The 12068-nt window shown below is 68.7% G+C and carries 8 protein-coding genes and 5 pseudogenes; 7 read left to right on the top strand and 6 right to left on the bottom strand.

The window, feature by feature from the left end:
- Positions 1–167: 167 nt before the first annotated feature.
- A complete protein-coding gene (locus tag OHS82_RS35520) occupies positions 168–368 on the bottom strand; it encodes a hypothetical protein (protein WP_266728762.1) in 201 nt (66 codons plus the stop codon).
- Between the two features lie 397 nt (positions 369–765).
- Between OHS82_RS35520 and OHS82_RS35515 the strand changes: the two genes are divergently transcribed.
- The 3 genes from OHS82_RS35515 (at position 766) to OHS82_RS35505 (ending at position 4934) form a co-directional block, all read left to right on the top strand.
- Positions 766–2958, top strand: coding sequence for an MMPL family transporter (locus OHS82_RS35515; RefSeq protein ID WP_328435235.1), 2193 nt, complete (start codon positions 766–768; stop codon positions 2956–2958).
- Between the two features lie 93 nt (positions 2959–3051).
- Positions 3052–4233: a sensor histidine kinase gene (locus tag OHS82_RS35510; RefSeq protein WP_328435234.1), complete on the top strand. Its 1182-nt coding sequence runs from the start codon at positions 3052–3054 to the stop codon at positions 4231–4233.
- 23 nt (positions 4234–4256) lie between these two features.
- Positions 4257–4934: a response regulator transcription factor gene (locus tag OHS82_RS35505; RefSeq protein WP_328435233.1), complete on the top strand. Its 678-nt coding sequence runs from the start codon at positions 4257–4259 to the stop codon at positions 4932–4934.
- A gap of 82 nt (positions 4935–5016) precedes the next feature.
- Here OHS82_RS35505 and OHS82_RS35500 read toward each other — a convergent pair whose 3' ends face one another.
- A complete protein-coding gene (locus OHS82_RS35500; RefSeq protein ID WP_328435232.1) occupies positions 5017–5580 on the bottom strand; it encodes an amidohydrolase family protein in 564 nt (187 codons plus the stop codon).
- A gap of 20 nt (positions 5581–5600) precedes the next feature.
- Between OHS82_RS35500 and OHS82_RS35495 the strand changes: the two are divergent.
- The 4 genes and pseudogenes from OHS82_RS35495 to OHS82_RS43625 all read left to right on the top strand — a co-directional run.
- Positions 5601–5828: pseudogene (locus tag OHS82_RS35495) on the top strand (IS1182 family transposase); the annotation flags it as partial.
- A 54-nt stretch (positions 5829–5882) separates the two neighbouring features.
- Positions 5883–6170 (top strand): annotated as a pseudogene (locus OHS82_RS35490) (phospho-N-acetylmuramoyl-pentapeptide-transferase); the annotation flags it as partial.
- Between the two features lie 41 nt (positions 6171–6211).
- Positions 6212–6578, top strand: a pseudogene (locus OHS82_RS35485) (substrate-binding domain-containing protein); the annotation flags it as partial.
- Between the two features lie 102 nt (positions 6579–6680).
- A complete protein-coding gene (locus OHS82_RS43625) occupies positions 6681–7469 on the top strand; it encodes a hypothetical protein (RefSeq protein WP_443061814.1) in 789 nt (262 codons plus the stop codon).
- Positions 7470–7652: 183 nt separating this feature from the next.
- Here the strand turns inward: OHS82_RS43625 and OHS82_RS35475 are convergent.
- The 4 genes and pseudogenes from OHS82_RS35475 to OHS82_RS35460 form a co-directional block, all read right to left on the bottom strand.
- Positions 7653–7826 (bottom strand): annotated as a pseudogene (locus OHS82_RS35475) (dihydropteroate synthase); the annotation flags it as partial.
- Between the two features lie 9 nt (positions 7827–7835).
- A complete protein-coding gene (locus OHS82_RS35470) occupies positions 7836–10379 on the bottom strand; it encodes a S8 family peptidase (protein ID WP_328435231.1) in 2544 nt (847 codons plus the stop codon).
- A 97-nt stretch (positions 10380–10476) separates the two neighbouring features.
- Positions 10477–11463, bottom strand: a complete 987-nt coding sequence (locus tag OHS82_RS35465; protein WP_266728740.1) for an AAA family ATPase — start codon at positions 11461–11463, stop codon at positions 10477–10479.
- A gap of 450 nt (positions 11464–11913) precedes the next feature.
- Positions 11914–12004, bottom strand: a pseudogene (locus OHS82_RS35460) (citrate/2-methylcitrate synthase); the annotation flags it as partial.
- Positions 12005–12068 lie beyond the last annotated feature (64 nt).

Here is a 12068-nt window from a genome sequence, read left to right as displayed (position 1 = left end):
CGGCCCCGCGTCCGGACCGGAGGCTCGCCCACAGGTCCGTTGCCCCGCCCCGGACGCGCGCATGGTGAAACTGACACCATGCCGGTTCGGTACGGGACCCGGTCGGCATGATTGGCCACTCCAACGAGACGCCCAGTTGTTCGGTTCCGTGATCGCTGGCCGTGCGGCTACTTCATTCCCGTGGTAGCGATTCCCTTGACGAGGTAGCGCTGGCCGACCAAGAGGACGACGAAGAGCGGGATCAGCCTGATGACGGACATCGCGAACCGCGTTCCCAGGGCTCGGTGGCCGAGGACGGCCTCGTCGCCGGCCACCCGATGTCCCTGCTCATGAGCCGAACTGTCCCGGGTCGCTGCAGTGGTCGACACGTTGAGCCGTGCCCTGTTCCGCCCGCTCACGCGCCAGGAGCCCGCGCCGCTCCTCCCGGTGCTCGCACTGTGCGACCGGGGCGGGGACGGGCGCGGCGACCAACAACGGCCTTGGGTGTAGGGGGTGTCGGGGCGTAGCGGTCGCCTGCCCGGCGGCTCCGGTGTCAACGATCTCACCACCTCGGCTGACGCCTCAGGCCTGCTCACCACGTCTGGACCAGCGGTTTCCGCTCCGCCCACAGGGGACACCCCCATTCTTCGCCACCGCGTCTGCTGCGATCGCAGTAGGCGCAAGTGTCTGCGAACGGCCAATGACGAGAGGCCGGAGAACTGCGAGCGTGAGGGTGGGCCGTGATCACCGGCCCGGTCGCATGGCATTTTCTGGAAAGGCACGTCGATGTCCCCTCTCGCCCGCTGGTGTCACAGGCACCGGCTCGCCGTCGTCCTGGCCTGGGTGGGCCTGTTGCTCGCCCTGGGGGCCGGGGTCGGTGCCGCCGACAGCGCCTTCGGCAACAGCTCGACCTCGCAGGACACCGACTCGGCCAAGGCCACGGCCCTGCTGCAGCAGGCCTCCGACAGCGCCGCGGGCAAGAGCGGCCGGGTGGTCTGGCAGCTGGACGGCGGCGAGGTCACCGAGCCCGCCGCCGAGAAGGCGATGACCGGCACGCTCAAGGGCATCGCCGACGCACCGGGCGTCGCCGCGGTGACCAGTCCCTACACCCCCGTCGGCAAGGGACAGATCAGCAAGGACGGCAGGACCGCCTACGCGACGGTCGCGTTCGACCAGGACGTCTCGGACGCCCAGATCGACCACGTGAAGGAACTCGCCACCGAACCGGAGACGGGGAGCCTGCACATCGCCCTCAACGGGCAGGCGTTCACCGTCAACCCGGAGCCGAACGCGGTCGCCGACGCCATGGGCATCGTCCTCGCCTTCATCGTGCTGCTGTTCGTCTTCCGGGCGGTGTGGGTGGCGGCGCTGCCCATCATCACGGCCGTCATCGGAGTCGGCACCTCCGCGGTCACGGTGATGCTGCTCAGCCACCTCATCACGCTCTCCGACACCACGCTGACCCTCGGCTCGCTGATCGGCCTGGGCGTGGGCATCGACTACGCGCTGTTCATCGTCAACCGCCACCGCGCCAACCTGATGGCCGGCATGAGCGTCGCAGAGTCGGTCGCCAAGTCCCTCAACACCTCCGGCCGGGCCGTGGTCTTCGCCGGACTCACCGTCGTCGTCGCGCTGCTCGGCATGCTCACCCTGAACGTCGGCATCATCAACGGCATGGCCATCGGCGCCGCCGTCACCGTGGTGCTGACCGTCCTGGCCGCCATCACCCTGCTGCCGGCGATGCTCGGCCTGATCGGTCCGCGCGTCCTCAGCCGCAAGGAGCGCCGTGAGACGGCCGGCGGGACCCAGCCGCGTTCCTCGGGCCGCACCGGGGCGTGGGGCCGGTGGGCCGAGCGGGTGCAGGCCAGGCCCAAAGCCCTGGGTCTCGTCGCTCTCGCCGTGTTGACTGCGCTCGCGTTCCCGACGCTCTCCCTGCGCCTCGGCGCGTCCGACGACGGCAACCTGCCCACGTCCTCGACGAACCGTCAGGCGTACGACATGATCGCCGACGGCTTCGGCCCCGGCTTCAACGGCCCGCTCGTCCTGGCCGTCCAGGCACCCACCGCCGCCGACAAGGCAGCCGAGGCGAAGCTGGTCACCGCTCTCGGAAAGGTCGACGGTGTCGCCAGTGCCAACGCCGCGCCCATGAAGGACGGGCAGACCGTCGGAGTGGTCTCCGTCGTCCCGACGACCTCCCCGCAGTCCGAAGCCACCTCCGACCTGATCCACCACCTGCGTGACGACGTGATCCCGCAAGCCGAGCAGGGCACGTCGATGAAGGTCTACGTGGGCGGTGTCACCGCGAGCAACGACGACTTCGCGTCGGTCCTGATGGGCAAGCTGCCCTTCTTCGTGCTGGTGATCGCCGCGCTCGGCTTCCTCCTGCTGACCGTCGCCTTCCGCAGCCTGCTCATCCCGGCGGTCGGCGCCGTGCTCAACATCCTCAGCATCGGGGTGGCGTTCGGCGCGATCGTGGTCGTCTTCCAGTACGGCTTCGGCGCCGGACTGCTCGGACTCGGCGCCGGCGGACCGATCGAGTCGTTCGTGCCGATCCTGGTCGTCGGCATCATGTTCGGCCTGTCCATGGACTACCAGGTCTTCCTCGTCAGCCGGATGCGCGAGGAGTGGGCCCACACCGGTGACAGCCACCGCGCGGTCCGGGTCGGGCAGGCCGAGACCGGCAAGGTCATCGCCGTGGCCGCCACCATCATGGTCTGCGTCTTCGGCTCCTTCGTGTTCGGCGGCATGCGGGTGATCTCCGAGTTCGGGGTCAGCCTCGCGGTGGCGGTCGCCGCGGACGCCCTGCTGATCCGCATGATGGTCGTCCCCGCCCTCATGCACCTGTGCGGGAAGGCGAACTGGTGGCTGCCCCGCAGTCTGGACAGGGCACTGCCCAACGTGTCCGTGGAAGGCCCTGCCGACCAGCCGGCGCAGCCGCACGCGGTGCCGCAACGGACGACCGCAGACCTGGCCAACTGACGGTCGGCACAACGGACCGACTTCCCGCGCGCGGGCCGGCGGAAAACGGGGTGACCCCGGGTTCCGCCGGCCGGCGCTCCTTAGAGTGAGGGAATGGGACTGCCCATGGTGTGGCGACAGTGGCTGGCTCGTCATGACCGGATCAGAGACGCGCTGCCCGCCGTTCCGCTGATCGTGATCGCCGTGGCGGCGACCGCCGTCGGCCCGTCACACTGGCACGAGCCGCGGTGGGACGAGGTGGTGTGGACGGCGCTGTCGTGCGTGCCGCTGGCCTTCCGGAGTCGCTGGCCCCTGGGCGTCGCCCTCTTCACCCTGGCCGGCGACCTCACACTGATGGCCGTCGCCTCGCACATCTCGCCGACACCGGGGGCGAGTCTCGTCGCCCTGTACACCCTCGCCCTCCTCGGCAACCGGCGCACCGCGTGGATCGTCGGCGCCTTGGCGGCCGTGGCGATCACCGGTGTCTACGCCGCGACCCACGCGCAGTCCGTGGTGGGGGGTCCCGGCCTGCTGCGGTTCGACCTCGCGATCGCGGCCACCGCGCTCGGCCGCACCGTCCTCAACCGCCGCCAGAACCTCGCGGCGGCCAGGGAACGCGTGGAACACGCCGAACGCACGCGGGAGGAAGAGGCCCGGCGCCGGGTCACGGAGGAACGCGTGCGCATCGCGCGCGACCTGCACGACGTGGTCACCCACCACATCACCCTGGTCAACGCCCAGGCGGGGGTGGCCCACCACCTCATGCGCGCCAACCCGGAACAGGCCTACGCGGCACTGGCCCACATCAAGGACAACAGCCGCGCCGCGCTCGACGAACTGCGCGCCACCGTCGGTCTGCTGCGTCAGCCCGACGACGCGCCCGGCTCGCGTGCCCCCATCCCGCGACTGGCCGATCTCGACGCCCTCGTCGGCGGGTTCCGGGCAAGCGGCATGCCCGTGTCGCTGTCGAGCACCGGCGATCCGTCGCTCCTGGCACCCGCAACCGAGCTGACCGCCTACCGGATCATCCAGGAAGCACTCACCAACACGCACAAGCACGCCTCCGGGACCCGGGCCACGGTGGAGCTGGACCACGGGGTGCACTCGCTCCGGATCACCGTCACCGACGACGGGCGGCCGGGCGCGCCCAAAGGCGCGGGAACCGGCCACGGGCTGATCGGGATGCGTGAACGGGCCACCGCCATCGGCGGTACCGTGACCGCTGGGCCGCTACCCGAGGGAGGCTTCCAGGTCGTCGCCGAGCTGCCGCTCTCGCTCACCCCCACCACTGTCTGACCCCATGTGAGAAAAGATCACCGATGGCCATTCGCGTCCTGCTCGCCGACGACCAGGCCCTGCTCCGGGGCACGTTCCGGCTCCTCATCGACGCACAGCCGGACATGGAGGTCGTCGGGGAGGCCTCCGACGGGCGGGAGGCGGTGCGGCTGGCCCGGTCCGAGCGTGCCGACGTCGTGGTCATGGACATCCGGATGCCCGAGCTGGACGGCATCGAGGCCACACGGCTGATCGCCCAGGATGAGGACCTGGCCGGAGTCAAGGTCCTCGTCCTGACCACCTTCGAGGAGGACGACCTCGTCATCGAGGCCCTCCGGGCCGGGGCGAGCGGTTTCCTGGGCAAGGGCGTCGAACCGGCGCAGCTGCTCGATGCCGTCCGGCTCGTGGCCGCCGGCGAGGCGTTGCTCTCCCCCGCAGCCACCAGGGGCCTCATCGCCCGCGTCCTGGCCCACCCTGCCCCCGGCGACCTCGTCGACCTCCGCAGGCTGGCCACTCTGACTCCCCGGGAACAGGAAGTGCTGACCCTGGTGGGCTCCGGCCTGGCCAACGACGAGATCGCCGAACGCCTCTTCGTCACTCCGGTCACCGTCAAGACCCACGCCAACCGGGCCATGGCCAAGCTCGGCGCCCGCGACCGGGCTCAGCTGGTCGTCATCGCGTACGAGACCGGCTTGGTACGCGCGGGAGAACGACGGGGCTGAGGTGCGGGCCGGGCATGGCCGACGCCCTGCCCGCACCGCGCGCACGCAGGCCGGTCCGCCGCCAACCAGCCGCCCGCCGGCCTCACTTCTGCTGCGCGGCGGCGAGCGCCGCCTCGGCCTTCTTGCGATAGACGGCGAGTTTCTCGGCAGGGGCGACGATCTGGTGGCTACGGGACCTGACGGACACGTCGTGGTCACCCGAGGCCCTGCGCAGGGCGCCCACGGTGGCCCGTTCGCGGGGAACGTGGGCGAACGGGTCGAAGGAGTACCAGCGCATCGCGTTCTCGTGCGTCATCTTGTTGATCTCGTCGTCCGGCACGGAGTTCGCGGTCAGTACCTCGTGGAGTTGTTCGGGGGCATTGGGCCACATCGAGTCGCTGTGCGGGTAGTCGGCCTCCCAGCAGATGTTGTCGATACCGATGTCATGACGGAGCTTCACCCCGATCGGGTCGCTGATGAAGCAGGTCAGGAAGTGCTCGCGGAAGATCTTCGAGGGATGCTTCCCGCCGAAGTCCTGAAGCGTCCAGGTGGCGTGCATCTCGTAGGTGCGGTCCAGGCGGTCCAGGAAGTAGGGGATCCAGCCCGTGCCGCCCTCCGACAGCCCGATCTTGATGGTCGGGTACTCCTTGAGGACGCGGGACCACATCGGGTCTGTTTCGAAGATCGATGCAGTTGTCGAGGTGTCTGTTGTCGCTCCGTCCCCGTTCCGGTGAGCAAGTCCCATCTCTGACCGTGCAGATCGCGCGGGCGAGCAATCCGGGCGGCACGACGGCGATGTGGGTGCGGGACCGGCTGGACTGGCTGTGGCACGACGAGGACTTCGCCGGCTGGTACCCGCGCGACGGCCGTCCCGGTCTATCGCCTGCTCAGTTGGCGACCGTCTGCGTACTGCAGTTCCTGCTTGGTTTGTCAGACCGGCAGGCGGCGGAAGCGGTCCGCTGCCCTAGCTCGCTCGCCCTCGGCGGCGCCCTGGCCTGCCTGGCCATCTTCTCTCGGACGGAAATGCTGCTCGCCCTGCTGGTCGGCCTGTTCCTCCTGATCACCCTGTCCGTGGTCATCCAGGTCAGCTCGTTCAAGATGACCGGCAAGCGGGTCTTCAAGATGGCGCCACTACAGCATCACTTCGAACTCAAAGGCTGGTCCGAAGTCCTGGTCGTCGTCCGCTTCTGGACCATCCAGGGCGTGTGCGTCATCGTCGGTCTCGGCCTGTTCTATGCAGGATGGGCAGCGGGCTGAGACGGAACACTCTCTCCCGTCGGCCCGCGGGGGACAGAGAAACTCACCAGCTGCAGCAGGACCGCTCCATCGACTACATCGTCAGCCTCGGCGCCTCATACGCGCTGACCGCCGTGCAGTCCGTGTCCGAGGCGGGCAGCAAGGCCAAGATCGCCACCTTCGACCTGAACAAGGACCTCACCGGCGCGATCAGCAACGGCACGATCCAGTTCGCGGTCGACCAACAGCCCTACCTCCAGGGCTACCTGGCGATCGAATGCTGTGGCTGTACAAGACCAACGGCAACTACATGGGCGGCGGTGAGCAGCCGGTCCTGACCGGCCCTGACCGGTCCTGACCGGCCCCGCCTTCGTCTACAAGTCCAACGTCGACCAGATGGCCCAGTTCGCCGCCAAGGGCACTCGTTGACGAGCCTGGACCGGCGGTCGGCGCCGGCGGTGCCACACCGCCGCTCCCCCACCCGGCCCGCAACCAACCTGGTCGCCGGTGCCCGCGACCTGGCACGGCTGTATGCCGCTACCGTCGGACATCGACGGCGTGCGCCTGCTGGACGCCGAGAGCAGTATTGCGCTCGCCCGCACCCGCTCCATCGGGCTCGACGAGGTCCTCGGCGAACCGTCCCACTACGGTTCCGGAGTCCAAAAGCCCACAGCGCGACTTCCCCTCCTCGGCCCGGCCTCGTACGGACATGACGGACACGCCGGCTCGCTCGCGCTGGCCGATCCCCGGTTCTCCCTCGGCATGGCCTTCACCACCAACGTCAGCCCGCCCGCCGCCGGAGCAAGTGCCGCAGCCCTCACACTCGTCGCGGCAGCCAGCCACTGCCTGAACGCACCCGCCGCAACACGACCGGATGAACGGCTCAGGTGCTGTCCGCCACCGCGACCGCCCCGGCCCGGCCCGGCCCGCCGGTGTTTGCGGTCGGTGACGGCTGCCCGTCTGGCTGTGTACGTCTCAGCGAGCGTCCACGCCCTCGACCCGGACTACTTCGGGCTCGCCCCCGTGCAGGCCATCAAGCGAGCACTCGCCAAGGCGGGCAAGAGATTTGACGACCTGTCGGTCCTCGAACTGAACGAGGCCTTCGCCGCCCCGGTCCTCGACTGTGTCGCCGAGTGGCCCGAGTTCGACCCGGCGATCCTCAACCCGCAGGGCGGCGCCATCGCGCTGGGCCACCCGCTCGGCGCCTCCGGCGCCCGCCTCGCCGGCACCATCGCGCACCAGCTCGCTCGCAGGGGCAGCGGCGTCGGCGTGGCCACCCTCTGCATCGGCGTCGGCCAGGGCCTCGTCCTCGAACGCTGACCTCCGACCGCCCACTGAGCACGCGGTCCTGCTTCGGGGGTGCACATGGGGGTTTCCGCCTCGGGAAGCTCCGGGTGGCTGTTCCATCATCATCTCCCGCGCGGTCCAAGAACGTCCCGGCCCTTGCCCGGTCTCCTGCTCGAGGAGCCGGAGACACGCGGCGCAGGGTCGTGCTTGGCGCATTGGAGCGAGCTTCTCGGTGCGTACGCCCAGTGCGCCCAGGAAAGACTTTCGGGACGCTCCAACCAGCTGCGCGCGTCCCGGCCGCCGGAACTCGTGGAGTCGGCGGAGGATCTCCCCGTTGTGCTCCGGGTTCTTGGCGAAGCCGAGGCCCGGGTCGAGCGCGACGGAACTGATACGCAGCGGCTACCAGCCGATCTCCGTCTGTACCGGCAGGCTCGCGTTGATCTCGTAGCGCGCCGCCGGTGCGCCGAGGATCGGGATGTCGAGCTTGTTCGCGATCGACGTGTACAGGTCGGTCTCGACTTCCGGCGTCTCCAGCGATACCAGGAGCGCGTACCGTACGGGGCGGCCCACCCGGTCGGTGCGGTTGTGGTTCTTCCACCAGCCCCCGGAGGGGTGGACGGCCAGCACGCCGCAGTCGGCCAATTCCGCCGCTGAGCCCTGCCAGACATCGGTGTGGAGCGATCCCTGATTACGCCCCTGGGGGCCGACCAGCCAGTTTTTGTCTCCCTCGAAGGCCTTGGCGTGAGAAGGAGTATCACTTTCGGCTTCGGCCTGGGCGGTGATACGTCGTTCGAAGCCGTCCACGGATTCGCCGGGCGCCCTGATCGCGAAGCGGAGCCGGTGGGAGGCGTAGCTGTACCTGCCCCGCATACCGAGGCGCCCCGGATTCGGCTCGACGAAGTACGACAGCGTCACCCGAAGCGCGACAGTGGCGGCACCCAGTTCCCACAACTGCTCCAGTGGCCAAGGAAGTTCGTGAAACTCCAACTCTGCCAGGCTCACGCCGCCACTGCTGTTCCTCTGGAACGGGATCAGCCGGCTCTGCACGATGAGGGTGACGGCATTGGCGGCGCTGGACAGCACTCGTTCCGGGCTCGGCACGCCCCAGCCGTAGCGGCGGATGACCTGCTTCATCAACTCCTTCTTCGCCAGCCTTGGGCGCCCGGACTTCGTGTAGAGGCCGTTCCCCATCATCGCGGGCGTCCAGCGCGCCTCATGCACCAGCAGCCCCCGTACGGCCTCAGGTGACAGGCTGGGGTAGGCAGCGTGGGCCAGAGCGGCGAGACGGGCGGCTTGAGCGGTGGCGGAGCTGGTCGCGTTCGCGGAGGAGATCTTCCGAGAGGAGTCCTTGCCGGTTGTGGTCACGCTGACCACAGGATGGGAATCCAGCAGGGTCTCTCCGGGATCGACCAGGAGGTTGCCGCCCTCCATGACAATATCGGGCTTGACCACGGGCGTTCCGGTCAGGGCGACCGACGTCCGGCTGAAGGGTGAGAGCTGACCGGGCTCAGCGAGCGGCCGGAAACCCGCAAAGGACGGGTCTTCGGGTACGCCGGTCAGTTCGGTGAAGGCCCCTACGGCGAGGATGTTGTGGGCCTGCGCGGGCTCTTCGATCCGCGAGAGGTCACACATCATCAGGTGGTCCAAGCGCCCCTCTGGGGTGCGAATGTGCCGCGGCTCCAGGCCCCGGACATTGCCTGCGCTGACCACGATCAGTCGCGAGGCGTCCGGATCGGGAGCACCGATCAGCTCGATACGGTCGTCGTGGGCCACCACGTCCGTTCCCGCGGCGAGTGCGTCAAGGGCGGCGGACCATAGGGTGGGGGTCCCGTCGACACCGTTCTTGCCGTCCCGGGACTGGTCGGTGACCGCCATGGAGAACACGCGGGCACGCGGCGGGCCTGCGCTCAGAGCCTCGATCTCGGCCGTTGCCACGGCGTTCGCTGTCACCTCGGCGTAGGTACGGGGGTGCGCGGGATCGCCTGTCACGCCGTCGAGGATCTTTACGGACTCCAGTCCGTGAGTCAGCACGATCGGCTCCGAGCTCTCCAGCGGTCCGGTCAGGTCCCCGTATAGCGCGATCCCCGCCATCTCGGTGCCGTGTCCGTGTCGGTCGGCCGCGGTGAAGCGTGGCAGTGCGCTGTGCGCCCGTCCGTGCAGCGACGTCTTCAGGAGAGGGTGCTCCTGGTTCACTCCCGTATCCAGGACGCACACCGCGGGCGCATCAGGCGGGGCGGCCTCGACCCGATCGGCGAGGTTGTCCACCAGCTCGTGCTGGAGAGAACGGTCCACGGCGTGCAGTTCCTGGGCGAAGGAGGGGCGACGGATTTCCACCGGGGTGGCGTTAGTGCCCATGAGGGACTGCAGGTCATCGCCGGAGGCGTGCACATGGGCGACGAGACGCTCGCCCACTGCCAGAGCCATCTCGGTCACTGGCCACTGACGCTCCGAGGCCAGCTCCCGCAACGCCGAGACCGGATCCGATGCCACGATCTGCGGGTCGAACCAGAGTTCCCACCAGCGGCGCTCCTCCAGCGGTGGCAGCGGATCATCTTCCTGCCACAGATGCTCGAAGAGGGCTCGCTGGACCTTCTCCATGTTGGCGACCAGCACAGCTTGCTTCGGCGCACCGCCGTCGGTGTCCTCGGTGAACTGCTTGATACGGCGGGAAAGACCTCCGACCTTCTCGTACGGGACCCACACCATTGCGTCCTCGGGACGCTGGTCGGTGCCCGGATGGACGCTCATCAGCTTCAGCCCCGAGCTGTCGAGCGCCTCCAGTTTGAGGGCGTGTCCGGCCGCGGCCTCGATGCGTACAGCGAAACCATCAGCCCGGTACGGCTCGGGGATCTCGTCACGGGCGTCCACTGCCGCGTTGCGGGCCTGTTCCAGGCCACCGACCAGGCGAGACACGTGTCCCTGTCGGTCGGCGGACCGGTCCATCGGGTCTTTGTCCCTCGCCGGCCGGGGCTGCTTGGGCCGCAAAGTGCGAGCAGGCCAGGGAACGATGAGATGCGGAGCGCTGCGGAACGAGTGCGGCTCAGGCATGGTGGAGCGCGTGCCGCTCACTCAGAGCGTCCAACAACAGGCGATCGTCGATCACGTCAGCACCCCCAAGAATGGCCTGCTTGGCAGCGGACTCGGCAGCTTTCACGAGTTCCGCATGGCTCAGTCCGGCCACACGCTCAGTCACAAACGGCCACTGTACTGCGCTGGTGTCCATTCCCGCGAGCCTCCTGTGCATCACTTCCACCGCCTGCTCCGGAGTAGGCGCCTCGTAGGCGATCACCAGATCGAAGCGCCTGAACAAAGCTCGGTCCAGGATCTCGTGGTGGTTGGTGGCCGCCACCACGAGGCTCTCCGAAGGGGCCTCGTCCAAGAACAGCAGGAAGGAGTTGAGGATGCGTCGCGCCTCGCCCACGTCATTGCCGACGGCTCGCTGAGCTCCCAACGCGTCGAACTCATCGAACAGGTAGACCGCCCGTGTCTGGGCCACGGCATCGAACACCAATCGCAGCTTCGATGCCGTCTCGCCCATGAATCGGCTGATCAGCGCGTCCAAGCGGATGGTGAACAGCGGCAGGGACAACTCGCCGGCCAGCGCGGCCGCCGTCATGCTTTTCCCGGTGCCCGGCGGGCCGGAGTGCAGAATCCGGTGCACCGGGGTGAAACCGAAGCGCTCGAGCCGAGCGCGCTGCCGTTGCTCGTGCAGCACCCGGTCCAAGGAGGCGCGCAGTTCCGAGCTGAGGGTCATATCGTCGAGCCGGATGTCGGGATACCAGGCCGTCAGCAGGCTCGACAGTTCCCCTCGGGGCTGGACCACAGGCGTAGGACCGGCAGCACCGATCGTCTTCGCGCCCCGTTGCCGCATCGACTCGACAAGCTCTCGCAGCTCTACCGCGAACTTTCCGTGTCCCTGACGTGCGGACTTAGCCGCCACCTGGAGGGCGATGCTGTAGAAACGGTCGTCGTCCTCCTCGGCGTGCGCCCGCACGAGGGCTTTGAGATGTTCGGCGCTGGCAGCCATCCGCGTCACACCTCCTCGAGCAACCGGTGCGGCCACCGTAGCCGCTTCCACTGACAAGGCATCGTACGAGGATCTCGTCCCACGTACCCACCGCGTGAAACCGCCTGGGCCTTTCTATTCGGTCTCGGTGGCATCGTTGTCAGCTTGTATGGCAGGCCAGGCCTGCCGGGCCACAGCGAGTTCGTGACGCATACGACTCCTGCGCCTTCGGGGGGCTCCTCAAGCAGCAGTTGCCGTCCGAGATCGAGGTCCGGGCCGGTTACAGGCCGGGCGGGAACACCGAGCAGCAGACCGCGCAGGCACCTGTCCGACGTGCCGCTGGCCCTAGGGGCCAGGCGTTCGTGGAGGGGCGATGATCAGCTGTGGTTGCTCCCGCAAGAGCATCCGGGCATTCCGTTCGGGGCCGGCCTACGGCGTGTCCGATGGATCGCGGACCTGCGCGGGCGGGAGCGGCGGCTATATCCGCGCCGATGCAGGCGATCACCCGTGCGGTGAAGGTGGAGGCGTTGAAGCCGTGGTCGATGGTGGAGATCAGGTATCTGCCCTACGTCGTCCGACGCGCACTGGGACGGAACGCATAGCCATGCCCGGGGCATCCATGGCTG

This window comes from Streptomyces sp. NBC_00425 (assembly GCF_036030735.1).
In the GTDB taxonomy this organism is placed as follows: Bacteria; Actinomycetota; Actinomycetes; order Streptomycetales; family Streptomycetaceae; genus Streptomyces.
The sequence above is the reverse complement of the archived record's forward strand: the minus strand, read 5'-3'. Positions and strand labels throughout refer to the sequence as shown.